Annotated in this window: 20 protein-coding genes; 19 read left to right on the top strand and 1 reads right to left on the bottom strand. The window is 48.6% G+C overall.

Annotation, left to right across the window (positions count from 1 at the left end; translation table 11 throughout):
- From Q0241_RS22205 to ligA, 17 genes are all read left to right on the top strand, one after another.
- On the top strand, positions 1-673 hold a 673-nt coding region (locus tag Q0241_RS22205), incomplete at its 5' end, for a penicillin-binding transpeptidase domain-containing protein (RefSeq protein WP_299381516.1).
- Positions 674-676: 3 nt separating this feature from the next.
- Entirely contained in the window at positions 677-2,182 is a 1,506-nt protein-coding gene (locus Q0241_RS22200) for a UDP-N-acetylmuramoyl-L-alanyl-D-glutamate--2,6-diaminopimelate ligase (RefSeq protein ID WP_299381514.1), read from the top strand.
- On the top strand, positions 2,175-3,596 hold the full coding sequence (gene murF / locus Q0241_RS22195) for a UDP-N-acetylmuramoyl-tripeptide--D-alanyl-D-alanine ligase (protein ID WP_299381511.1): 1,422 nt from the start codon (positions 2,175-2,177) through the stop codon (positions 3,594-3,596). Before Q0241_RS22200 ends, murF begins: the two co-directional genes overlap by 8 nt.
- Positions 3,596-4,684 (top strand): phospho-N-acetylmuramoyl-pentapeptide-transferase, encoded by a 1,089-nt coding sequence (gene mraY / locus Q0241_RS22190; RefSeq protein WP_299381508.1) that lies wholly within the window; start codon positions 3,596-3,598, stop codon positions 4,682-4,684. Before murF ends, mraY begins: the two co-directional genes overlap by 1 nt.
- Before the next feature lie 6 nt (positions 4,685-4,690).
- Complete coding sequence (gene murD, locus Q0241_RS22185) at positions 4,691-6,103, top strand: UDP-N-acetylmuramoyl-L-alanine--D-glutamate ligase (protein ID WP_299381505.1); 1,413 nt, start codon at positions 4,691-4,693, stop codon at positions 6,101-6,103.
- Positions 6,100-7,233 (top strand): putative peptidoglycan glycosyltransferase FtsW, encoded by a 1,134-nt coding sequence (locus Q0241_RS22180; protein WP_299381503.1) that lies wholly within the window; start codon positions 6,100-6,102, stop codon positions 7,231-7,233. The genes murD and Q0241_RS22180 overlap by 4 nt, the downstream gene beginning before the upstream one ends.
- Complete coding sequence (murG, locus tag Q0241_RS22175) at positions 7,233-8,390, top strand: undecaprenyldiphospho-muramoylpentapeptide beta-N-acetylglucosaminyltransferase (protein WP_299381500.1); 1,158 nt, start codon at positions 7,233-7,235, stop codon at positions 8,388-8,390. The genes Q0241_RS22180 and murG overlap by 1 nt, the downstream gene beginning before the upstream one ends.
- A complete protein-coding gene (murC, locus tag Q0241_RS22170; protein WP_299381498.1) occupies positions 8,387-9,814 on the top strand; it encodes a UDP-N-acetylmuramate--L-alanine ligase in 1,428 nt (475 codons plus the stop codon). Before murG ends, murC begins: the two co-directional genes overlap by 4 nt.
- Positions 9,815-9,816: 2 nt before the next feature.
- The gene (gene murB / locus Q0241_RS22165; RefSeq protein ID WP_299381495.1) at positions 9,817-10,770 is read left to right on the top strand and encodes a UDP-N-acetylmuramate dehydrogenase; all 954 of its coding nucleotides are present in this window, start codon (positions 9,817-9,819) and stop codon (positions 10,768-10,770) included.
- 24 nt (positions 10,771-10,794) lie between these two features.
- Positions 10,795-11,727, top strand: coding sequence for a D-alanine--D-alanine ligase (locus tag Q0241_RS22160; protein ID WP_299381493.1), 933 nt, complete (start codon positions 10,795-10,797; stop codon positions 11,725-11,727).
- A complete protein-coding gene (locus Q0241_RS22155; protein ID WP_299381490.1) occupies positions 11,724-12,584 on the top strand; it encodes a cell division protein FtsQ/DivIB in 861 nt (286 codons plus the stop codon). Before Q0241_RS22160 ends, Q0241_RS22155 begins: the two co-directional genes overlap by 4 nt.
- Positions 12,585-12,651: 67 nt before the next feature.
- Positions 12,652-13,923, top strand: coding sequence for a cell division protein FtsA (gene ftsA, locus Q0241_RS22150; protein WP_299381487.1), 1,272 nt, complete (start codon positions 12,652-12,654; stop codon positions 13,921-13,923).
- Between the two features lie 93 nt (positions 13,924-14,016).
- Positions 14,017-15,717: a cell division protein FtsZ gene (gene ftsZ / locus Q0241_RS22145; RefSeq protein WP_299381485.1), complete on the top strand. Its 1,701-nt coding sequence runs from the start codon at positions 14,017-14,019 to the stop codon at positions 15,715-15,717.
- 156 nt (positions 15,718-15,873) lie between these two features.
- Positions 15,874-16,830: a UDP-3-O-acyl-N-acetylglucosamine deacetylase gene (gene lpxC / locus Q0241_RS22140; protein WP_299381482.1), complete on the top strand. Its 957-nt coding sequence runs from the start codon at positions 15,874-15,876 to the stop codon at positions 16,828-16,830.
- A gap of 257 nt (positions 16,831-17,087) precedes the next feature.
- A complete protein-coding gene (locus Q0241_RS22135) occupies positions 17,088-17,927 on the top strand; it encodes an outer membrane protein assembly factor BamD (protein WP_299381519.1) in 840 nt (279 codons plus the stop codon).
- Between the two features lie 13 nt (positions 17,928-17,940).
- A complete protein-coding gene (gene recN / locus Q0241_RS22130; protein WP_299381479.1) occupies positions 17,941-19,611 on the top strand; it encodes a DNA repair protein RecN in 1,671 nt (556 codons plus the stop codon).
- A gap of 5 nt (positions 19,612-19,616) precedes the next feature.
- A complete protein-coding gene (gene ligA, locus Q0241_RS22125) occupies positions 19,617-21,725 on the top strand; it encodes an NAD-dependent DNA ligase LigA (protein WP_299381477.1) in 2,109 nt (702 codons plus the stop codon).
- A gap of 119 nt (positions 21,726-21,844) precedes the next feature.
- Here ligA and Q0241_RS22120 read toward each other — a convergent pair whose 3' ends face one another.
- Entirely contained in the window at positions 21,845-22,582 is a 738-nt protein-coding gene (locus tag Q0241_RS22120; RefSeq protein WP_299381474.1) for a transporter substrate-binding domain-containing protein, read from the bottom strand.
- A 258-nt stretch (positions 22,583-22,840) separates the two neighbouring features.
- Between Q0241_RS22120 and Q0241_RS22115 the strand changes: the two genes are divergently transcribed.
- Positions 22,841-23,593, top strand: coding sequence for an AraC family transcriptional regulator (locus Q0241_RS22115; protein WP_299381472.1), 753 nt, complete (start codon positions 22,841-22,843; stop codon positions 23,591-23,593).
- A gap of 105 nt (positions 23,594-23,698) precedes the next feature.
- A complete protein-coding gene (locus tag Q0241_RS22110) occupies positions 23,699-24,616 on the top strand; it encodes an EamA family transporter (protein ID WP_299381469.1) in 918 nt (305 codons plus the stop codon).
- Positions 24,617-24,628: the final 12 nt, after the last annotated feature.

Genomic DNA, 24,628 nt, shown 5'->3' with positions numbered 1-24,628 from the left:
CAGCAACGTCGGGGTGAGCAACATCGCAACGGATCTGGGTGGCGATACTCTGAGAAACCTCTATGCCCGCCTGGGCCTCGGCCAGGCAACCGGTATCGGCTTCCCAGGGGAAGCCGTTGGTGTTTTGCCGGCCCCCCCGAAATGGCGGCCGGTAGAAGAGTCCACCTTGTCTTATGGCTACGGCATGAGCGTTAACGCCTTGCAACTGGCACAGGCGTATATGGTTATTGCCAATGGCGGAGTTCGTTATCCGCTCAGCCTGATGAAGCAGGAACAGAGGCCGCAGGGGCAACGTGTACTGTCGGAGCAGGTTACGCGAGCCGTGCGGGACATGCTAAAACAGGCGGTTGCCCGTGGTACTGGCAAGCGTGCCCAGCCCGGGCTGTATGCGGCCGGGGGCAAAACCGGGACCGTTCACCTGGTGGGAGCAAACGGGTACGAAGACAGTCAATACAAGGCCATCTTTGCCGGTATGGCACCGATTGATGACCCCAGAATTGTGACCGTTGTGGCCGTGGATGCGCCGCAGGCCGGGGAATACTACGGCGGTGAAGTTGCCGCGCCGGTATTCGCCCGGGTGATGGGTGACGCGCTGCGACTGCTGAATGTGAAGCCTGAACTGGAAGTCAGCGAAACCCGTGTTTCGCAAGTGACCTCCGGGGGGAGAGGGTAAGCCATGTGCATCACATCCATCAGCACTTTGCTTCAGGGCATTATTGAGGTGCCATCGGTCTTCGATGTCACTATCCACGGCCTGAAGACGGATAGCCGGAAAGTGCAGTCCGGTGACGCCTTTATTGCGCTGGCCGGGGCCCGAACGCCCGCAGAGCACTATATGGATCAGGCCATCAGCGCCGGTGCCACGGCCATTCTGCTTGAGTCCGAGCAGGAGCGGCAGTGCCATGAGCGCCACGGCGCATTGATTGTGCCCGTGGTTGGTCTGCGCGCCCGTCTGGGCCGAATTGCCGATCGCTTCTTCGAGCATCCGTCGCGCCATCTGAGAGTGATCGGGGTTACCGGCACCAATGGCAAGACATCCATTGCCACTTTTACTCGCCAGATTTGGGAAGCACTTGACAAAAAGGCAGCCAGCCTTGGCACCCTTGGTATTTACCCCCCTATTCCAAACGCGCCAGCAGCCTTAACAACACCTGACTCTATTGGTCTTTTCAATAGCCTCAAAGATCTTGGTGATCTTGGCTACAACCATCTGGCTTTGGAAGCATCCAGCCACGGCTTGGACCAATACCGTCTTGATGGTCTGCGTTTGAAAGCAGCGGCTTTTAGCAACCTCTCACAGGATCATCTGGATTATCATCCCAATATGGCCAGCTATCTGGATGCCAAACTAAGGTTGTTCAGTGACCTATTGCCGAACGGGGCAACTGCTGTTCTCAACAAAGACATGCCGGAATACGAGCGCATTGCAAAAGTTTGTGCCGACAGAAATCATACGATTATCAGCTATGGACATAAACCTAGTGACCTGCAAGTCGTAAAACAAAGCCCAACAACAGACGGTCAGGATTTAACCCTGTCTCTTTTTGGTGAAATTTACCAGATCACCTTGCCTTTAACGGGTAGCTTTCAGGCAGCTAACATCATGGCCGCGGTTGGCCTAACCCTTGCCTGTGGCGCGGACCTGCAAGAGGTACTGAAAACCTTACCAAATCTAAAGGGTGTTCCCGGCCGCGCGGAAAAAATTGGCAAAACAGCCAAGGGCGGAACGGTTTATGTGGATTTTGCCCACACACCAGATGCTGTTGCAACCATCATTCAAGCACTGCGCCCACACACAACTGGCAAGCTTTCCATTATTGTTGGCTGTGGCGGAGATCGCGATCCCGGAAAACGTCCCCTGATGGGTGGGATTGCAGATAAGTTAGCAGATCAAGCTTACATTACAGACGACAACCCTAGAACAGAGGATCCCGCAACCATTCGTGCACAAGCAATGGCTGCGGCCCCAAATGCCATTGAAGTAGATGATCGCAGAAAAGCCATTTTCAAGGCTGTTTCAGCTCTTAATAACGGCGATCTCCTTATTATTGCCGGAAAGGGTCATGAAAGCGGCCAAATTATCGGCGATAAGGTACTTCCCTTTGATGATCGCATTGTTGCCCAAGAAGCAATAAATCATACGTTAGAAACCCGGAATTCAGGAGGTCCTGATCATGCGTGAAGTATTGTGGACAGCCGCAGATGCAGCAAGTGCAACGGGTGGAGAAAATACACATGACTGGCAGGCAACAGGCTTATCCCTAAACACCAGAAGTCTGGACAAAGGTGACCTGTTTTTTGCCCTGCAAGGCCCGAACTTTGACGGACATGATTATGTCGCCAAGGCTTTTGAAGAAGGTGCCTCTGCGGCTGTTGTGCAACGTCGGCCAGAACGCCTATCCGACGACGCACCTCTTTTAATCGTTGATGATACGCTTGGCGCCCTCAATAGATTTGGGGCTGCGGCTCGGGCAAACAGCACTGCTAAATTCATTGGTGTCACAGGATCGGTAGGTAAAACAACTATCAAAGAAATTCTACGACACTGCCTAAGCCAGCAAGCAGAAACCGCTGCCAGCGCCGCAAGCTTCAACAATCATTGGGGTGTGCCGCTCAGTTTGGCGAGGATGCAACGAAATGCAGTCTATGCCGTCAACGAGATGGGCATGAACAGCACAGGTGAAATTCGGGAATTAACCAAATTGGTTCGCCCCGATGTTGCGATTATCAGTACAATCGAAGCTGCACACTTTGAGTTCTTTAAATCTCTCGAAGAAATTGCTGAAGCAAAGTGCGAAATATTCGAAGCAATGACTTCTGATGGTGTTGCAATACTAAACCGTGACCATGCGCTTTTTGACCTAATGGCCGAACGAGCACAGGCAAACGGCATCACGAATATTATCAGTTTCGGGGAACACCCCAAAGCGCAGGCAAGGTTGATCGGGTACGAGCTGTTTGCTGAATACAGTCGGGTCCAAGCTGATATCTGTGGGAAGATTATCGACTATACAATTTCCAACCCCGGTTTTCACTGGATATTAAACAGTTTGGCGGCCTTGGCAGCTGTTGATGCCGTTGGCGCTGATGTTGAAAAAGCTGCGACAGATTTAAGTACGGTCCACGGCCTCCCTGGTCGGGGTGAAAAATCTGTCCAGAAACTCGCCAATGGGAAACACTTCGAACTTATCGACGACAGCTACAATGCCAACCCAGCATCAGTAAGAGCCAGCTTAAATGTTCTAGCAAATGCCGCTCCTGATAACACAGGGCGTAGAATAGCTGTTCTCGGCGATATGTTGGAACTTGGTAAAAATGCAAAGAAAATACACGCCGATCTGGCTGGGCCCCTTAATGATTCAGGTATAGATCTCGTATTTACTTGCGGACAGTACATGAAAGCCTTACACGAGGCCCTGCCCGAGAAACTACGCGGTGCTCACACAGAAAATTCACAGGAATTAGCCGTCGTTCTGGCCACGGAACTTCAGGCCGATGACGTTGTATCAGTCAAAGGATCATTGGGAAGTAAGATGTCCGTGATTATAGAAGCTCTGAAATCTCTATCCGCACAAAGCAATGGAGGTGAAGAGTAATGTTGTATGAAATATTCCTGCCGTTGGCTGATGATTATTCATTATTTAATGTTTTTCGTTACATTACCTTCAGAAGTGGCGGGGCTGTTCTAACTGCCCTTCTTATTTCTTTTATCTTTGGTCCCAAAATCATTCGCTGGCTTAAAGTCAAACAAGGTGAAGGCCAACCTATTAGGGATGACGGGCCTGAAAGCCATTTGTTGACAAAAAAGGGAACCCCGACAATGGGGGGCGCACTCATACTGCTTGCCCTTTCTGTTTCCACGCTGCTTTGGGCAAACCTAAGCAACCCTTTTATTTGGATTATTCTTCTTGTAACCATTGGCTTTGGGCTGATTGGTTTTGGTGATGACTATCTCAAGTTGACACAACGCAATACAAAGGGACTTCCGGGTAAAGCAAAGTTGCTTGCTCAGGTCTTGATCTCGGTTCTAGCCGCAACGGGCACAATGGCTGTCAGCCCACCAGAAATGGGAACCCATCTTGCGATCCCATTTTTCAAAGAACTGATGGTAAACCTTGGCCTTTTCTATGTTCCTTTTGCTGTTTTTGTCATGGTCGGCGCGTCGAATGCAGTGAACCTCACCGATGGCCTTGATGGCTTGGCAACTGTTCCAGTGATGATCGCAGGGGCCTGTTTTGGTCTGATATCTTACCTTGTCGGCAATACTATTTTTGCTGAATACCTACAGATTTCCTATGTGCCCGGCACAGGCGAATTGACCGTTTTCTGTGGTGCGCTAGTTGGTGCATGTCTTGGTTTCCTCTGGTTTAATGCACCACCCGCTATGGTCTTTATGGGCGATACCGGTTCTCTAAGTATGGGCGGCGCACTGGGAACCATCGCGGTTATCACCAAACACGAAATTGTTCTGTCCATTATTGGCGGCCTTTTTGTACTTGAAACCATTTCAGTGATTGTCCAAGTCGCTTCGTACAAAACCACGGGTAAACGTGTTTTCCGAATGGCGCCCCTGCACCATCACTTTGAAAAGAAGGGCTGGGCGGAACCAACCGTTGTTATCCGTTTCTGGATTATTTCCATGATCCTTGCCCTCATCGGCCTAGCCACATTGAAACTTAGATAAGAAAAGATGATCGACCTAAGCACATATATCAGTTCAACCAATGGGAAAGCCTTTGCCGTTTTAGGTCTGGGGCGTTCCGGGTTGACTGCCGCATGTGCTCTTGCGCAATCAGGCGCAAAAGTCTGGGCATGGGATGATAACCCCGCGGGTCGAGAAAAAGCTGAAGAAGCAGGCCTAAAGCTTGTCGATCTAAATAACTGTGATTGGGAAGCTGTGCAAACCTTGGTGATGTCACCAGGCATTCCCCTGACACACCCAACACCGCACCCTGTTGCTACAGACGCAAAAAAGAATGGCATTGAAATCATCTGCGAAGTCGAGCTTCTTTACCGAGCAGCACCTGAAGCGATTTTCATTGGTATTACTGGCACCAACGGGAAATCAACAACAACAAGCCTTATCGCACACATTTTGACATCCGCCGGACGTAATGTGGCCGTCGGGGGAAATCTTGGCACCCCGGCGCTAGAATTACCACAACTTGACGCTACGGGTGTTTACGTTCTGGAAATGTCGTCCTATCAGCTTGATCTGTTATCCCAGCTCGCTTTTAATATTGCGCTTTTCATGAACATAAGCCCCGACCATTTGGATCGCCATGGCGATATAGATGGCTATATCAAAGCAAAAAAACATATTTTTGAGCGCCAGACAAAAAACGATACAGCCATCATTGGCATGGATGATGACTATTCTCACGAGGTGTTTGACAAGATAAACCAAACCGGAACAGTTAAAACAATACCGATTTCAGGATCTACCCGACTGGCTGAAGGTGTTTTTGTCGTTGCAGGCCATTTGATTGACGATGCCTTTGCCGCCGAAAACGAGATTGCAAATTTAAACGCTATCGAACGTTTACCAGGCAACCATAATCATCAAAATGCTGCAGCCGCCTTTACTGCCTGCCGATCTATCGGACTGACGGATAGAGAAATTATCGTCGGGATGAAATCATTTCCTGGCTTGGCACACCGCCAAGAGCTTGTAACGACAGACAACCATATTCGTTATATCAATGATTCAAAGGCGACAAACGCAGATGCAGCGGCACGCGCACTCGGCAGTTATGACAACATTTACTGGATCGCAGGCGGCCGGGCAAAAGAAGGCGGCATCGAAAGTTTGTCTTCTTATTATCCTCGTATTCGCAAAGCTTATCTGATTGGCGAAAGTGCGGATGCCTTTGCAAAACAAATTGGTAGTTCTCTCCCCTTTGAAATGTGCGGAACATTGGATGTTGCCGTCACAAAAGCAGCAAATGATGCTGCACAATCTACCCAAAAAGATCCTGTCGTGCTCCTCTCCCCCGCTTGCGCTTCCTGGGATCAATACCGCAGCTTTGAGCTAAGGGGCGATCACTTCAAAGAGTGTGTGAGCAAGATTAAACGCCAGCCTGTAAAGGAAATTGCCTCATGAGCACATTTTCTCGTACAGACACATCTGTTCTAGGTCGTTGGTGGTGGACGGTAGATCGTTGGAATCTCGCCGCATTATTGGCTCTTATGGGCTTTGGTGCGCTGTTAGTTCTCGCCGCCTCTCCCGCCGCGGCGGATCGGATCAGTGGTGTTGGTACATTCCAGCTCGCGAAACGTCATTTCCTGTTGCTCCCGGCTGCTGCTGCTTTCATGATCGGCATCTCCCTAATGCCTGTAAAAAAAGTGCGCCGTTTTGCCGTTATCGGTATGGGACTGACGGTTCTTGCATTATTAGCAACACTTCTATTAGGGGTTGAGATTAAAGGTGCGACACGCTGGATCAACATCCTGGGCTTCTCTCTACAACCGTCTGAATTTGTAAAACCTTTTTTTGCCGTCACTGTCGCCTGGATGCTTGCCAGTGCAAAAAGTGACGAAGGCATTCCCGGCACATGGATAGCGATTGGTATCTGGCTCGTTGTCATCAGCCTTTTACTTATGCAGCCAGACTTGGGGCAAACCGTTGTTGTCACTGCCATCGGTGGTGTTCAGTTGTTTTTAGCAGGACTTCCGATGATTTTGGTCGGCGGTCTTATTCTTTTTGCGGCCCTAGGCTTGATTACCGCCTATTTCACTTTGCCTCATGTTACCGCTCGTATTGACGGTTTCCTCGATCCTGCCGCAGGAAGTCGTTATCAAGTCAACCGTTCTATGGAAGCTTTCAAGAATGGTGGCCTTCTTGGACAGGGGCCTGGCGAAGGTACTGTAAAGTCACAGTTGCCCGACGCGCATTCCGATTTTATCTTTTCAGTTGCAGGTGAAGAACTTGGACTAATTGCTTGCCTGATTATTGTTAGTCTGTTCGCGTTCGTTGTCTTGCGCGGCTTTAGCCGTCTATTACAAGAAAACAACCTGTTTGTCCTGTTGGCTTGCACTGGTTTGCTCGTTCAATTTGGCCTTCAGGCCATTATTAACATGGCATCTGCAATTCACCTCATCCCAACAAAAGGTATGACCCTCCCCTTCATCAGCTATGGCGGCTCTTCTTTACTCGCCTTAGCTGTCGGCATGGGTATGGTACTGGCCTTTACCAGACGCCGCCCCCATGGCGATTATGACGGGGGCATATAATGATAACGAAAAAACCAATGCATATCGTACTGACAGCGGGCGGAACGGGGGGACATATGTTCCCCGCACGCGCCCTTGCCGAAGAATTACTCGCACGTGGCAACAAAGTCAGCCTTGTGACAGATCTTAGGGGTGCCGGATTTGGCGAAGACCTGAAAGACGTTACAGTCTATCGTGTCTCTGCTGGTGGCGTTGCGGGCGGCGGCATTGTACGTAAAGTCCTTAGTCTCGGTAAAATCTTCATCGGCACCCTGAAAGCCCGAAAACTTCTAAAATCTATCAAAGCCGATGTTGTGGTAGCTTTTGGCGGCTATGCCTCTGTGCCTGCAGGCTTAGCCGCGGGACAATTCGGCATTCCTCTTTACCTGCACGAACAAAACGCAGTCCTTGGTCGTGCCAATCGATTAATGGCTGGTAAAGCTCTGGGCATTTGTACCTCGTTCAAAAGCGTTAGCCATATTCCGCAAGGGTTAGAGAAAAAAATCACCCTGACGGGAAATCCGGTTCGTCCTGAAATTTTAGCCCTACGAGAAGTGGATTATCAGGCACCAACTGATCAGTCCGTGCTAAACATCCTTGTCACGGGTGGCAGCCAAGGCGCAACCGTATTTAATACTGTCGTTCCAGAAGCCCTAGCCCTTTTACCCGAAGAGATTCGGACACGTCTTCATGTTTCGCAACAGGTACGTGGCGAAGGAGCAGAGGCAATCGAGGCTCTGTATAATGCCAAAGGCATCAAAGCGGACCTCAGGGTCTTTTTTGATGACATGCCCGCGAGGCTTGCAGCCGCACATATCGCTATTTGTCGTTCAGGCGCTTCAACAGTAACAGAACTGGCCGCAGCCGGACGCCCTGCCATTCTTGTTCCCTACCCCCATGCGACGGACGACCACCAGACTGAAAATGCTAGTGATTTCACAGACGCAGGGGCTGGATGGCTTATGGCGCAAGGCTGTCTAGAGCCGCAAAAACTGGCTGATAGATTAATTTCACTTTTTTCACACACACAACTGCTGGAAAGATCAGCATCTTGTGCCCGCAACAGTGCCATTACTGGCGCCGCGAGTAATCTCGCAGATGTTGTGTGCGGCATAAAAGAAAGTAACGGAGACGAAAAATTAACAAGCGAGAACGTTTCAACGGGGGCAGTAGCATGAAAGGCATGCCGCTAGACATAGGTCCTCTGCATTTTGTCGGCATTGGCGGTATCGGGATGAGCGGCATTGCCGAAATCCTCCACAATCTTGGGTATCAAATTCAAGGCAGCGATATCGCTGAATCAGCCAACGTTCTCCGTCTGCGCGACATGGGTATCAAAGTTATGATCGGCCATAAGGCTGAGAATGTGAAAGACGCCCGTGTTGTTGTGGTATCATCTGCGATCAAACTTGATAACCCAGAGATAGAAGAAGCACGCAATAATCTGACCCCGATTGTTCGACGTGCCGAAATGCTTGCTGAGCTGATGCGTTTCAAATCCTGCGTTGCCGTGGGCGGGACGCATGGTAAAACAACAACAACCTCTATGATTGCGGCACTTCTTGATGGCGGACGTTTTGATCCGACAGTTATCAATGGCGGCATTATCAATGCCTATGGCACCAACGCACGCTTGGGCGATGGTGACTGGATGGTTGTTGAAGCCGACGAAAGTGATGGCACCTTTATCAAGCTACCCGCCACGATCTCGGTCATTACAAATATTGACCCGGAACACATGGAATTTTATGGCTCAATAGAAGCACTCCATGATGCTTTCGCGACCTTTGTGAAAAACATTCCCTTCTATGGATTTTCCGTTCTCTGTATTGATCACCCCGTCGTTCAATCACTGATTGGCCGTATCGAAGACCGTAGAATTGTCACATATGGCTTTAGCCCACAGGCAAAATTCCGTGCCGTTAATGTTCGCACTGAAATAACGGGTAATGTTTTTGATGTGGTTATTTCCAAAAGAAACGAAGCAGACAGCAGAACGATTACTGACTGCCGTTTACCAATGCTGGGGAACCACAACATCCTCAACGCACTTGCGGCGATTTCTGTCGCCAGTGAATTGGGCATGAATGACGACGAAATCCGGGCATCACTTTTAGATTTCAAGGGCGTAAAACGTCGCTTCACCAAAACAGGCGAAGTCAATGGCATCACCATTATCGATGATTACGGTCACCATCCAGTCGAAATTGCTGCCGTTTTACAAGCAGCCAGACAGGCCATCGACGAAAATTCCAAAGTGATTGCCGTCGTACAACCCCATCGCTATTCCCGTCTTTCAGATCACTTCGAAGGCTTCTGTTCCTGCTTTAACGATGCGGATCAGGTTATCGTTTCCGACGTTTACACCGCTGGGGAAGAACCGATAGAAGGCGCAGACCGTGATAGCCTCGTAAAAGGGCTTATTACCCGTGGGCACAGAAATGCAGTTGCTCTATCAGGGCCTGAAAACCTAGCTGAATTAATCGCAAAAACGGCAAACACAGGTGACGTTGTGGTTTGCCTTGGTGCCGGATCTATTTCAGCCTGGGCCCACGCCTTACCAGATCAGCTAGAAACAGCACTTTCCGGAGGCCGTAAATAAGCATGTCTCAACAAGTCCCCTCAGAAAACCATCTTATACATAGCCTGCCCCAAGTCAGGGGCAGCTATAAGACTGATGCGCAATTAGCAAAGGTCACCTGGTTTAAGGTCGGGGGGCCAACAGATGTGCTCTATACACCAGCAGATCAGGACGATCTGATTCACTTTCTAAAGAACAAACCCGCAGAAACACCAGTACTTGTCATCGGGGTCGGGTCAAATTTATTGATCCGCGACGGCGGCATTCCCGGTGTTGTTATTCGTCTAGGACCAGCTTTTGCCAAGGTAGAAACATCAGACGAAACAGAAAATCAGATTATTGCAGGTGCCGCAGCCTTAGACGTAAAGGTCGCGAAAACAGCAATGAAAGCTGGCATTACCGGCGTGGAATTTCTCTGTGGCGTTCCCGGCACAATTGGCGGTGCGTTACGCATGAATGCCGGGGCTTATGGACGTGAGACAAAAGACATTCTGGTTTGGGCCGAAGCAATCGACCTTTCAGGAAACTTGAAACGCTTTACACCAGATCAGTTGGATTATGCGTACCGTCATTGCGGCTTGGGAGAAGAGTGGATTTTTGTTCGCGCTTGTTTTGCTGGAACAGCAGGCAATCAGGATGAGATTGCCGCCAGAATGAAGGAAATTCAGGATGCACGGGGCAGCACGCAACCCATCAAGTCTCGCACAGGAGGTAGTACGTTCAAAAATCCTGATGACAACAAAGCATGGCAGCTAATCGACAAAGCAGGATGCCGAGGCCTTAAGATTGGTGACGCTCAGGTATCCGAACAGCATTGTAATTTTCTAATTAACAATGACAAAGCATCCGCGAGCGATCTTGAAAATCTCGGCGAAGAAGTCAGAAAACGAGTTAAGGAAACTTCTGATGTTGAGCTGCACTGGGAAATTAAGCGTCTTGGGCACAAAGCACCAAATCATAAAACTGGCGAACACTAGAAAGATATAAAGGAAGAAACATTTATGACGTGTCATGTCGCATTACTAAAAGGTGGTTTTTCAGCTGAGCGAGACGTATCTCTTGCCAGTGGTGCTGCCTGTGCTGAGGCATTACGCGAGGCTGGTTACACAGTATCCGAGATAGATGTTTCCCAAGACATCCCGGCATTGATCGCCCAACTACAGGAAAGCAACGCGACTGTCGTTTTCAACGCACTCCACGGGCAATGGGGTGAAGACGGTTGTGTCCAGGGTCTTCTTGAACTTTTATCTATTCCCTATACTCATTCCAAAGTTTTAAGTTCTGCCCTTGCCATGCACAAAGAACGCGCTAAGGCTATGGTCGAACAAGTTGGTGTCCGTGTCCCCGAAAGCAAAAGCATTCAAGCAAAAGATCTGGTCGCGGGCGATCCTCTGCCCCGACCTTATGTGATTAAACCTTTAAGCGAAGGCTCGTCCGTCGGTGTTCACATTGTCTTCGAAGGCGATAATCACATTGCAACGACGCGCGAAGATCTCGGATTTGCCGGCGACATAATGGTTGAACGTTATATTCCCGGACGCGAATTGACTGTTGCTGTAATGGGTAACAAACCCCTTGCAGTTACAGAGCTTTCCCCCAAAGAAGGTTTTTACGATTACGAAGCCAAATATACCGAGGGTAAAACGGACCATATAGTTCCCGCACCTATTCCCGAGGCAATTTATCAAGAAGCAATGGATGCTGCACTCAAATCACACCAAATTCTTGGCTGTGCCGGGGTAAGTCGAAGCGATTTCAGATACGACGACACGTCCAATGGTGATGGCAAACTCTATTATCTGGAAACCAACACTCAGCCCGGAATGACAGATCTCAGTCTGGTTCCCGAACAGGCCAAACATATCGGTATTTCTTTCTCTGAACTCTGTTCCTGGATGGTCCAAGAAGCCTTGGGGAACAAGGAGGAGCTATGAGTAGTAATAAAAAAACCACCCGCAGACGTAAAAGACCTCAGAAAAGGAGTAAAATTCCTTTTCGTGACACTAATTGGCGGAAAGTTTTCTGGGGCACAGCGGCAGGAAGCCTTGTTGCAACTGTTGGTCTCGTCACTGTCTTGTGGACAAACGGCTGGATCCCGGAAAAAATTGATCAAAGCATTGAAGATTTTCACGGCATGACAGCAGACGCCGGGTTATCCGTTGAAGATGTCCTCGTCGAAGGTCGCAAAAGAAGCAACGCTGCGGCTATTCTCAGCAAGCTGGACGTCGAACGCGGCACCCCGATTTTATCCTTTTCTCCCGAACAGGCAAAAGCGGATCTTGAAGAATTACCTTGGGTGAAGAGAGCTATCGTTGAACGTCGCCTTCCCGATGTTATTTACGTTAGCCTAGAGGAAAGAGAACCTCTTGCGCTATGGCAAGAAGAAGGTGTTCTTCACGTCATCGATCAAAGCGGCGAAGTGATCACATCTGCCAAGGCCAATAAATTTGCAAAGCTCCCTCTTATCGTTGGACCGGACGCACCTGATCACGCCCGCGAAGTTCTCGCCCTTATCGAAAGTGAGCCCGAACTCGGTAACCGAGTGAAAGCTGCCGTTCGAGTTAGCGGGCGTCGTTGGAACATCCGCCTTAACAATGGTGTTGATGTCCAACTTCCCGAAGAAGACGCAAGTGACGCCTGGTCATTCTTTGCCCGCATTGAACGGGACGAAGGCGTTTTGGAACGCGACGTTATCGTCGTTGATTTACGCCTGAGAGACCGTCTCATCGTCAGAACATCTGGCGGGTCAGAGAAAAACAAAACCAAGAAAGTAAAAGGAAAGAAAACTTAATGGCACTGTCCCCACGTTTTCGGACAAACATAACGACGCTACCTTCTACCCAAGGAAACCGCCAATCATGAAGCGGAGCCCCGGGGCCATTAAACATGGAACAATTGCGGCCATTGATGTTGGCAGCAGCAAGATCTGCTGCTTCATAGCCCAAATGGATGGCGATAACCCGCCAAAGGTAATCGGTATAGGGCAACAGGCCAGCCATGGCATGAAAAGCGGCAACATTGTTGATATGGAAGCTTTGGAAGATTCCATACTCAATGCGGTACATTCTGCTGAACAAATGGCAAGTGAAACGGTCAATACTGTACTCGTAAACCTTTCTGGCGGGTCGCCAACATCCCACAACATCAATCTGGAAGTTGCTATTAATGGTCATGAAGTTACCGAGACAGACCTAAAACAGGCCCTTGAGCATGCCAGTAAAATTCAAGGGCCGGAAGGCAACCCGGAACAAGGGCGTCAACTCATTCACTCTCTGCCGACGGGTTTTACCCTCGACGGGAACCGAGGTGTCAAAGACCCACGGGGAATGCACGGCGAGATGCTGGGCGTGACAATGCACCTTATTACGGCAGCGGCAAATTCTTTGCGAAACCTGACCACCTGTGTCAAACGCTGTCACCTTGACCCCTTGAGTTTTGTGCTCACGCCTTATGCTTCTGGTCTCGCCTGTCTGGTTGACGATGAAATGGAACTCGGCGTCACCTTGGTTGATATGGGGGGCACCACAACATCCATCGCGGTCTTCAGCGAAGGAAAGCTGGTCTTTAGTAACGTCATTCCTGTTGGAGGTCACCATGTAACAAATGATGTTGCACGCGGGCTTTCCACACCTGTTGCCGAAGCTGAACGCATGAAGACCTTGTACGGTCATGCTGTTGCGACAGTGACAGACGAACGAGAAATGATTGATGTTCCACAGGTTGGTGAAGAAGCTGGTAGCCAACCACAGCAAGTACCAAGATCTCTTCTGGTCGGCATCATACAGCCAAGACTAGAAGAAACCTTTGAAATCGTCCGCTCAAAACTGGAAATGAGTGGTTTTGACAAAATCGGCGGACGACGGGTTGTTTTAACCGGGGGCGCCAGCCAGCTTCCAGGTCTTCCAGATCTCGCCAGCTTAATTCTCGACAAGCAGGTTCGGATCGGTAGACCAATACGCATAAACGGTTTGGCCGACGCTACTGGCGGCCCAAGCTTCTCTACCTGCGCAGGTCTTTTAACCTACGCAACCATTGCCCACAATGATGTTCAGACCGAGAAAACCCCCGAGGAGACTCAGCCTCAGAACTTCATAAACAAGTTTGGGAAGTGGTTTAGTGAAAATTTTTAATAAAAAGTTAGGAATTAGCTCGACTGATTCCACTACTTTATAGTACAACTTGACAAACGAATGCGCCGAGTCGGCGTGCAACGGAGGTTAGTGATGGCTTTAAATTTAGATGTACCACCAGTTGATTCCGAACTGACCCCTCAGATTACTGTTATAGGGGTCGGTGGTGCAGGCGGTAATGCTGTAAACAACATGATCCAGAGTAATCTGGAGGGTGTCGAGTTTTTGATAGCAAATACCGACGCGCAAGCAATCGCGCAGTCATCATGTGAGCGCACGATCCAGCTCGGCAGAAACATTACCCAGGGCCTTGGCGCCGGGTCTCGCCCAGACATTGGGCAAGCTGCCGCAGAAGAAGCCATGGATGAAATCCTTGGTCACCTCGAAGGCTCGAACATGGTCTTCATCACCGCTGGCATGGGTGGCGGCACCGGAACAGGTGCAGCACCAGTAATTGCAAAATCAGCCCGTGATGCGGGTATTTTGACTGTCGGCGTTGTGACCAAACCTTTCCATTTCGAAGGCGTACACCGCATGCGTCTTGCCGAAAAAGGCATCGAAGAACTGGCGCAATATGTTGATACGCTGATCATCATTCCAAACCAGAACCTGTTCAGAATTGCCAACGAAAAAACGACTTTCGCTGATGCCTTTAAAATGGCGGATGATGTTTTGCGCTCTGGCGTAAGTGGCGTCACCGACCTTATGGTTATGCCAGGCCTGATCAACCTCGACTTTGCTGATATTCGTGCTGTAATGACCGAAATGGGCAAAGCCATGATGGGAACAGGTGAAGCCGATGGCGAAAGCCGTGCAATGGATGCTGCCGAAGCTGCTATTTCCAACCCGCTTCTCGACGAAGTGTCCATGAAAGGCGCACGTGGCGTTCTGATCAACATCACTGGTGGACCCGACCTCACATTGTTTGAGGTGGATGAAGCTGCAAATCGTATCCGTGACGAAGTTGATCCAGAAGCGAACATCATCTTTGGTTCTACCTACGATCCGAATATGGAAGGTACCATGCGGGTATCCGTCGTTGCGACAGGTATTGATGCTGAATCAATGAAAAACATTCGCCCCGCTGAACCCAAAGAATTTAAAGCACCACCAGCGCCATTGGATGTAACACCAGAAGCACCCGCTGAGCCACAACAAGAACAAGCAGTAGCTGCTGTTACTGACACACCTCAGCCAGCCGCACCTTTGGCACCACCCGCTGCGGCAAGCGTAGAACCTGCTGCTCAACCTGTTATTGAAACAGGCCCGTCACAGACGAGCATCGAATCAGCAATCACACGCAGTGAAGCAGATACTCAGCCAGTTTCCGCGACAGCACCACAAGCTGAAATCAAGAACGACACCTTTGTTGCCCCGACACCAACCACTGTTGCAAACCAAAAGCCGGCGGCCCCACAGGTGACAGGTCAGAAAGCTGATCCTTTTGCAGCTGCTGCCCTGGCTAACGGGACTGATAAACACGAAGACGCGTCCAAAAAAGGTCGCGGCTTGTTTGGACGTATCACTGGCGGTGCGGCCCGTGCTCTTCAAGCTGCGACACAGTCAGAAGAACAAGACGAACTTCAGATGGGGAAAGCAACTGTAAACGCACAAACCGCGACAGCTGTGGCACCAGCGGCAGCACCATCCGAATCGCCTGCATCTAGCAACGCCCAAAAGCCAAGCCAGCAACCAAGACTGACTGGCTTAGACCCTCAAGACCGACTTCAGACACCTTCTGCCGAAGAAGACCTTCTGGATATCCCAGCATTTCTGCGGCGTCAGGCGAATTAAGAGCAAATATTTCAGAGTACGTTACATTTCGTAACATACTGAAACAAACAGTGATTTGTTAGAAACAGGGGGACGAGCTATCGTTCCCTTGTTGCATTTTATCGGATGAACAGTTCGGCTGCTCCGGGGGGATTAACTAACAAACGAAGCGTACTCATGAAAACCAACACATCTGCTAATCGTGTACTGAAACAAAAGACACTCAAAAGTGCAATTAATTGCTCTGGTGTCGGGCTACACTCTGGCGACAATGTTGTTATGACGCTTCATCCTGCTGAGCCGGGTAGTGGCATTGTTTTCCACCGCACCGACGTAGCCGGAAAAGGCGCTATCATCCCAGCGACTTGGGAATACGCCATTGAATCTCCACTTTGCACAACTCTCGTGAAAGACGATGTAAAAATTGGCACCATCGAACACCTAATGTCAGCACTTGCCGGCTTTGGTATCGATAACTGTCGCATTGACATCAATGCCTGTGAAGTACCTGTAATGGACGGCAGTTCATCCCCGTTTGTCTTTTTAATTGAATGCGCAGGTGTTGTTGAACAAAACGCACCAAAGCGTGCCATACGCATTCTTAAAGAAGTACGTGACGACGAAGAAACGCGTTCAGGTATCCTTAGCCCTGCTGAAGGTTTTTCAGTTAGTTTCGAAATTGATTTTGATACGCAGGCAATCGGACACCAGGAACTCTTTATGGAAGTTCGTCCAGATCAATACAAACAGGAAGTTAGCCGTGCACGCACTTTTGGCTTCCTGCATGAAGCAGATCAACTTCGGAAAATGGGCCTTGCCCGCGGCGGTTCCCTAGACAATGCCATCGTTATTGATGGTGATACGATTATGAACGAAGGCGGCCTTCGGTATGGCAACGAGTTTGTCCGTCATAAAATTCTGGATTCTATCGGCGATCTGTTCCTTGCCGGTGCACCGATTATTGGTCACTACCACGGCATCAAAAGTGGGCATGCCCAGACATATCGCTTGGTAAAACAGCTTCTTTCTGACAACAGCGCTTGGGAATGGGCCACTTTGCCGACCAACGAAAGTAACATTCCTGTAAATTCCAGCTATGTTGCACCAGAACGTGCCGTCGCTGCTTTGGTTTAATTCACCTTTTACTGCACCATCGTTAAAGCCCGGAATTTCTGGGCTTTTTTCATTTCTTACACCCTTAAAATAATTTTTTTCACGACTTTGCCATCAAGTTATCTTTAGGATGCTTGAGGACAAGAGTTTGAAGCCTTATAGTGCTGTGGTTATACCCCTACCATTGGCATGATTTACCGTGTAGTTTGCCAGTGGATTAAGCCCGAATGAGTAATTTGGGAATGCGTAATTTGGTTTTGGATAAAGAGTTACCTAAAATGAATTTCCGTCTCTTCGGACAACAGATTGATAAATCCTGTAAACAAGTTTTTCTAGCCGCATCCCTAATGGCGTCTTTAGCTGCCTGTAGCTCGGACGAAAAGCCAGTCTATGAGGAGCGTCCCGTTGAAGAGCTATATAATAGCGCCAACAACGCCCTGAAAGCGGGTGAAAATGAAGATGCTGCCAGACTGTTTGACGAAGTAGAACGCCAACACCCCTATTCAGTCTGGGCATCCAAAGCACAACTTATGGCCGCTTTTGCTCTCTATTCCGAAAATAAATACGACGACGCAATCAGTGCACTGGACCGATTTATTGATCTGCATCCGGGAAACCGCGATACACCCTACGCCTATTATCTGAAAGCTCTCTGTTATTACGAGCAAATCTCAGATGTTGGCCGCGACCAAAAGATGACTCGCGATGCCCTCACATCATTACGAGATGTTGTCCGCAGGTTCCCTGATAGTAAATATGCGCGCGATGCCCAGTTAAAAGTTGATCTGGCAAACGACCACTTAGCCGGAAAGCAAATGACCATTGGTCGTTTTTATCTCAATCGTAAAGAATACCTCGCTGCGATTAACCGTTTCAGAATGGTGATTGGTCAATACCAGACAACCACGCATGTGCCAGAGGCATTACACCGTCTTGTTGAAGCCTATCTTGCGCTTGGTATTATTGAAGAGGCACAAGCGACCGCTTCGGTCCTGGGGCATAACTTCCCCGGCGAACGCTGGTACCAAGACAGCTACGCGCTCTTGACAGGGCAAGATCTGGAACCTGAAGAAAAAGATGGTTCTTGGATTTCTGAAGTTTGGGATTCCATTCTCTAGGGGTAGATGCTCCATGCTGCTGAATCTTTCTATCAGCAATGTCGTCTTGATTGACCGCCTTGAACTCTCCTTTGAAAATGGTCTTTGTGTCCTGACAGGCGAGACCGGAGCGGGTAAATCAATTTTACTGGATTCACTGGGGCTCGCACTTGGCGCCCGAGCAGAATCACGACTGGTCCGTCAAGGAACAGACAAAGCAACCGTATCTGCAGTTTTTGATCCGGCCCAAACACACCCCGTTTTTGATTTTCTCAAGGAAAAAGATGTCTCCGTAGAGGATGACCTACTTGTTTTTAGACGGGTCCTAAACGCTGATGGCAGAAGCCGCGCCTATATTAATGATACACCTGTTTCAGCCAATCTTCTCAGGCAAGCAGGCGATTTACTGATCGAAATACAGGGCCAGTTTGAACAACGTGGCCTTTTAGATCAAAGCAACCACAGAAACCTACTCGATGCCGCAAGTGACAACGATCACCTAGCTTCTGAAACAGCAGCACTTTGGCAAAAGTGGCAACGCTTTGTAAAAGAACGATCTGAAGCTGATGAAAAGCTGGCTCAGGCCCAACGGGAAGAAACATTCCTTCGTCACTCACTGGAAGAGCTTGATACACTCTCTCCCGTAGAGGGCGAATTAGCCTCGCTATCATCACAAAGACAGTTACTGATCCACAGTGAAAAACTTATAGAGGCAATGAATGCCTGTACTCTGGAACTTAGCGGTGACAACGGCATCGGTGGCGCTGAAAACTCTCTTGCTGAAGCCCAGCGGTATCTGACAACAACGCCAGAAAATGTAGGCGAAAAGCTGCAACCTGTTATAGAAGCGCTGGACCGTGCAACATTTGAAGTACAGGATGCTCTCGGTTCTCTACAAGATATCTCAAACGATTTAGATCTTGATCCAACACGCCTTCAAGAAACAGAAGAACGTTACTTTCTCTACCAAGATCTCGCGCGCAAACACCGCGTAGAACCCGAAGAACTGGCCACCGTAAGAGATACCATCGCAGAACAGTTAAAGCTGATCGACACTGGCAATGAACATTTGCAGGAACTTGATCGCTTGTGTGAAGAAGCCAGAAGTAAGTACGTCAAAGCAGCTGAAAATTTAAGTAAATCCCGACACAAAAAAGCGACCGAGCTTGATTTAGCAATCAACAATGAATTACCTCCACTAAAGCTAGAACGTGCTGTTTTTCAGACATCACTCATTATCCAGCCAGAAGAAAACTGGGGCCAACACGGATGGGATCAGGTTGCTTTCTTGGTTGCCACGAACTCTGGCTCGACACCCGGACCCTTAGGTAAAATAGCATCCGGCGGTGAACTCGCGCGGTTCCTACTTGCCTTGAAAGTGGTTATGGCAAAGGTCAGCCCGGTTGACTGTCTTGTCTTTGACGAAGTGGATGCAGGGATCGGCGGTGCTACAGCCCACGCAGTTGGGGAGCGTTTATCTCGCCTTGCTGATGAGCGACAGATACTTGTCATCACACACAGTCCACAAGTCGCGGCAAAAGGTGTACAACACCTCAAAGTCGCGAAGTCATCAAAAGCGGATCAGACCACCACTACCGTTTTCCATTTAAGCAACGAAGAACGTCGTGAAGAAGTCGCCCGCATGCTCTCTGGTGCAGAAATAACAAATGAAGCACGTTCAGCAGCTGATAGCCTTTTAGGATAAATACCTTGACCAAAGACATCTCTACATTCTCTCTCTTTGATCCAGAGACGGAAAGGTTAAGCGCTGAAGAAGCCACGAAAGAGCTGGCATATCTTGCCAAGGAAATAGCACGTCACGATGCGCTTTATTATCAAAATGATGAGCCTGAACTAACTGACGCCGAATACGACATTCTAAGGCGTCGGAACGAAGCCATTGAAAAAGCATTTCCAAATCTTGTCCGCGAAGACAGCCCAACGCACAAAGTAGGTTCTGCGCCCTCTTCCGGTTTTGGAAAGATAAAACACAGCGTCCCCATGCTATCACTTGGCAATGCTTTTGCTGACGAAGATGTTTCTGAATTTCTCGCCCGCATCAGACGCTTCCTTGGTCTCAGCAAAGACGAGATTGTAAATATATTTGCGGAACCCAAGATCGATGGTCTTTCCTGTTCTATCCGCTATGAAAAGGGTGTCCTTGTACAGGCTGCAACCCGTGGTGATGGTGCTGTTGGTGAAAATATCACAGAAAACGTCAAAACTATTGCCTGTATCCCGCACAAACTTTCAGGTTCCTCCTATCCTGATGTTGTTGAAGTTCGCGGTGAAGTTTATATGCGTCGGGACCGTTTTCTGGAACTTAATGCAAATCAGGCATCAACTGGTGGAAAGACTTTTGCCAATCCACGCAATGCCGCAGCCGGATCACTCAGGCAGCTTAATCCCGCAATTACAGCCGCAAGACCACTTGATTTCTATGCCTATGCATGGGGCGAAACCTCTGAACCCTTAGGTGAAAGTCTCACAGATGTCCGGGCGAAAATGGAAGCTTGGGGGCTGCCCGTTAATCCCGGTCAGATCTGTTCTTCATTAGAAGACGTTCTAGATTATTACCGCCAAATTATGACCGACCGCCCCGATCTCAATCATGAGATTGATGGTATCGTCTACAAAGTTAACCGCCTTGATTGGCAAGACCGCTTGGGCTTTGTCAGTCGCGCACCACGATGGGCAATTGCTCACAAGTTTCCGGCTGAACGGGCCATTACCCGACTAAACGAAATTACCATCCAAGTTGGCCGTACAGGCGCTCTGACCCCTGTTGCAAACCTCGAACCAATTACTGTTGGGGGTGTTGTTGTCTCGCGCGCAACCCTACACAACCGAGACGAAATAGAACGGAAGGATGTGCGAGAAGGCGATAGCATCGTTATCCAGCGTGCTGGTGATGTTATTCCACAGGTCGTTGAAGTTATACTTGATAAACGCCCCGCTGACTCTGTCCCCTACCCCTTTCCTGATCACTGTCCAGAATGTGGATCACAGGCCACACAAGAAGAAGGCGAGGTTGTCACCCGTTGCACAGGGGGGTTGATATGCCCCGCACAGGCCGTCGAACGGCTGAAACATTTTGTCAGCCGGAACGCCTTTGATATCGAGGGCCTTGGTGACAAACAGATAAAATTCTTCTTTGAACAAGGCACCATTAAGTCACCAGCAGACCTGTTCCGACTGGCTGAAAATGACCGCAGAAGCTTGACTCCCCTGCGTAACCAACCCGGTTGGGGGCGGCAATCAGTAGAAAAACTGTATAACGCGATTGAAAGCAAAAGAACGATCGGCCTTGACCGCTTTATCTTTGCTCTCGGTATTCCGCAAATCGGTCAGGCCACTGCCAAATTATTGGCAAAAACCTATGGTACGCTAGAGCGCATAGAAGAAATTACACGACTTTCCCATGATCCGGAAAGCGATGCTCTACAAGAATTACTGTCTATTGACGGCATCGGCGCATCCATGGCTGGTGACCTGATTGCCTTCTTTAATGAGCCCCATAATCAGGAAGTCATTACAGACCTGAAAGCGCAAATAAGCGTTGAAGAATTTATCCTCGAAATCAGCTCTGATTCACCTGTAACAGGAAAAACAGTTGTTTTCACAGGCAAGCTTCAAACAATGTCCCGGGACGAAGCCAAAGCAAAGGCAGAAAGCCTTGGCGCAAAAGTGTCAGGATCTGTATCGAAAAAAACTGATTACGTTGTAGCTGGTGCAGACGCAGGTTCCAAACTGAAAAAAGCTGCTGATTTGGGTGTCAAAACCCTGACTGAGCAAGAGTGGCACGCTCTTGTAAGCTAAAAAACTCAATGTTTTTATAACGCAGAAATCACAGTTGTTGCCGTAATATCGCCACCACATTATTTGTACAAAGGTAAGGTTTCGGCTTGCGCCTATGATCAATTTAAAATGGTAAGGTATTAATTCACAACACCTTTGTCTTCGCTCAAAGAACGATTTCTAATGATATCCAGTGCCTGTTGCCATTTTTCAACGACTTCCGTTGGCGTACTATTTGAAAAAGCAAGATAGAGATCAAACTCGCCGATATCCGCAACCCTACGAATACGCGATAGCGGAATATTTTCAGCTTCTAATATAAACTTTAAATAATTGCCATCAAGAGCCAACAACTCGTATCGATAGTCGATCAATCTCAGAATAGCTTTGCGCGTCGTTGCGGAATGGTACAAATTTTTGAAACCCATCGACATAAGGATTTTCTCTGCGGCACCTCCTCGTTGCACCCCAACACTAACAGCCTCCTTGGCCTGCTCTAGACGTTCTTCATTTTCTCCAAAGTATTCATTATCGTTAAGTTCAGATGTATATATCCCCATATTTACAGTCGCAATAGGACCAACCCATTGAAAGTCAGCTTCTCTTGGAGGAACTCGGACAATAGAGAAAATACCGGTATTCGCCCTCTCTTTTGCATATTTATAGGCTCTTGACCAAGGCAAGAAGGTGATGGAAGGCTCAGCACCTATTTCACGGGCCATTTGCTGGATAATTTTACTGGATAATCCCGATAATTTCCCATCAACCTGATAGTTATAAGGCGGAAAATTTTCTGTGTATATATTTTGCGCCTGTGCAGGAACAAAGAGCAAGCTTAACAGCAGGTAAAATACAGTCCCATATCCACACACTCTCATAGACACCAACCAGTCCATAGTAATCGTATACTTTGATTACAGATCACAAAACAATCAAATCTCACCTTTGCTCTTTAGCAATATGATCAACGAAGATAACATATATTATACGAAATTGTTTTAACTTGTGATTAAGAAGATGATCTGTTTCATCAACACCTCGTCCAGAATACCTTTGTTAAAGTAGCACACAAAAGAGTACACGAGGCTTTGAACAACATAGCTTGGCTTTGCTGTTCACCCTGATAAAATATAGCGATGAGAGCAAACCGTCGAACCTATACAAGTGACTTTAAAAGTCATAGCCACAGTGCTTTTCACCAGCTGATTATCCCACATAAGGGAGAGTTGGAGCTGGAGGCTGAACAATCCTCGGGAGTGGCAAGAATAGATCAAGTCGCGATAGTCACGGCCAATGACACTCATGCATTTCGGGGGGTAAATCCCAACAGCTTCACGGTTGTTGACTTTGACTTCAACGACGCCAATTACATGCCCGAATTGAATTCACTCTGGGATCGCGCTCACAATCAAATTCTCTTTCCATTAGACGACGGGCTTTTAAATCTTAGCAAATTTACAGCGACTGAGCTCAAAGACCAAACCCTGAGCACCATCGGTGAACAGAGCATAAAACTATTTTTGCTAGCCTTGGCCGACCGCAATAATTCTACTGAGGACAAGTTACCGCAAAAGCTACAAAGCGCTTTGAAATTTATCAAACAGAACCACACCAGAAAGCTGTCATCACAAGATATCGCTAACAAAGCCTGTCTCTCCGTCAGTCATCTTCATGCTCTTTTCAGTAATTACCTGGGTTATTCACCGCAAAAATTTCAAACCAACCTGAAACTGGAACACGCCCGACAGCTCGTTCTAAATACAAAACTGCCTCTTGTGCAGATCGCCCAAGATGTTGGCTATTCAGATCAAAGTAGCTTTAGCAGATCTTACCGGAACAACTTTGGTATAACCCCCGGAAATGATCGCGCCCATCATAACACGATATGAATCAGACTTTCGGTCCAAACAAACAGAATCTGGAACAAGACATTTCCGTGAAGATCTTTACATTCCGAGCCTTATCTTTGACCCACCGTTTAGGAACAGGCAGAAATGACAACCACACCAAGTCCTCATGTACGCGCCACTATTATTGGCACGATTGCTATTCTTTTGTGGGCTCTTCTCGCGCTTTTCACCACATGGGCAAAAGGTATCCCCCCCTTCCAGCTCTTAGCCCTCACATTCTTTATTGCTTTTGTATCTGGGTTTATACTTTTGGCCTGTAAAGGAAGGAGTTCTTTTAAAAGTTTAAAGCAAAAACCCATTGTATGGATTGTTTCTGTCGGTGGCCTCTTTGGCTATCACCTGTTTTACTTCATCGCCTTGCACAATGCCCCAGCCGTTGAAGCCAGTTTGATCGCCTATCTCTGGCCACTACTCATCGTTTTTTTCTCTGCTCTGTTACCAGGAGAGAAACTATACTGGTTTCATGTAGCCGGTACTCTTATCGGGCTGGCCGGTGCTGTCCTGATTGTCACCAAAGGACAAAGCCTGTCGTGGAATACAGATCACTACATGGGATATCTGGCAGCTATAGCATGTGCACTGACTTGGTCAGGCTATTCTGTTCTTAACCGAAAATTCAAAGAAGTTCCAAGTGATGCTGTCACGGGGTTTTGCGGTGCGACGGCTTTGCTAGGTCTTGTTTTCCACCTAGGCACGGAAACTTGGGTGCCGCCGACAGAAACACAATGGCTCGCAATCCTAGCCCTTGGCCTTGGCCCCGTTGGGCTTGCCTTTTTTGTCTGGGATTACGGCACAAAGCATGGCGAAATCCAGGTTCTGGGTGCCCTATCTTATGGGGCACCGCTTCTCAGCACATTACTATTGGTTGCTGTCGGCTTGGCCCAAGCAAGCTGGACCATCGCTATTGCTTGCCTGCTAATTGTCGGGGGCGCACTATTGGCATCTGCAAAGATGCTGAAACCCGCGGATGCCCCCAAAGGGACGGCCATCGCCAGTAAATGAGTATAGCAGTAT

Origin of the sequence: uncultured Kiloniella sp. (assembly GCF_937128705.1) — a bacterium.
Classification (GTDB): Bacteria; Pseudomonadota; Alphaproteobacteria; order Kiloniellales; family Kiloniellaceae; genus Kiloniella.
The sequence above is the reverse complement of the archived record's forward strand: the minus strand, read 5'-3'. Positions and strand labels throughout refer to the sequence as shown.

Excerpts from the sequence above, each read along its gene's own strand:
- recN (WP_299381479.1), top strand. The coding sequence starts at position 17,941 with ATGCTGCTGAATCTTTCTATCAGCAATGTCGTCTTGATTGACCGCCTT.
- Q0241_RS22200 (WP_299381514.1), top strand. The coding sequence starts at position 677 with ATGTGCATCACATCCATCAGCACTTTGCTTCAGGGCATTATTGAGGTG.
- murG (WP_299381500.1), top strand. The coding sequence starts at position 7,233 with ATGATAACGAAAAAACCAATGCATATCGTACTGACAGCGGGCGGAACG.
- Q0241_RS22155 (WP_299381490.1), top strand. The coding sequence starts at position 11,724 with ATGAGTAGTAATAAAAAAACCACCCGCAGACGTAAAAGACCTCAGAAA.
- murC (WP_299381498.1), top strand. The coding sequence starts at position 8,387 with ATGAAAGGCATGCCGCTAGACATAGGTCCTCTGCATTTTGTCGGCATT.
- Q0241_RS22120 (WP_299381474.1), bottom strand. The coding sequence starts at position 22,582 with ATGAGAGTGTGTGGATATGGGACTGTATTTTACCTGCTGTTAAGCTTG.
- murF (WP_299381511.1), top strand. The coding sequence starts at position 2,175 with ATGCGTGAAGTATTGTGGACAGCCGCAGATGCAGCAAGTGCAACGGGT.
- Q0241_RS22115 (WP_299381472.1), top strand. The coding sequence starts at position 22,841 with ATGAGAGCAAACCGTCGAACCTATACAAGTGACTTTAAAAGTCATAGC.
- murD (WP_299381505.1), top strand. The coding sequence starts at position 4,691 with ATGATCGACCTAAGCACATATATCAGTTCAACCAATGGGAAAGCCTTT.
- mraY (WP_299381508.1), top strand. The coding sequence starts at position 3,596 with ATGTTGTATGAAATATTCCTGCCGTTGGCTGATGATTATTCATTATTT.
- lpxC (WP_299381482.1), top strand. The coding sequence starts at position 15,874 with ATGAAAACCAACACATCTGCTAATCGTGTACTGAAACAAAAGACACTC.
- murB (WP_299381495.1), top strand. The coding sequence starts at position 9,817 with ATGTCTCAACAAGTCCCCTCAGAAAACCATCTTATACATAGCCTGCCC.
- ftsA (WP_299381487.1), top strand. The coding sequence starts at position 12,652 with ATGAAGCGGAGCCCCGGGGCCATTAAACATGGAACAATTGCGGCCATT.
- Q0241_RS22110 (WP_299381469.1), top strand. The coding sequence starts at position 23,699 with ATGACAACCACACCAAGTCCTCATGTACGCGCCACTATTATTGGCACG.
- ftsZ (WP_299381485.1), top strand. The coding sequence starts at position 14,017 with ATGGCTTTAAATTTAGATGTACCACCAGTTGATTCCGAACTGACCCCT.
- Q0241_RS22135 (WP_299381519.1), top strand. The coding sequence starts at position 17,088 with ATGAATTTCCGTCTCTTCGGACAACAGATTGATAAATCCTGTAAACAA.
- Q0241_RS22180 (WP_299381503.1), top strand. The coding sequence starts at position 6,100 with ATGAGCACATTTTCTCGTACAGACACATCTGTTCTAGGTCGTTGGTGG.
- Q0241_RS22160 (WP_299381493.1), top strand. The coding sequence starts at position 10,795 with ATGACGTGTCATGTCGCATTACTAAAAGGTGGTTTTTCAGCTGAGCGA.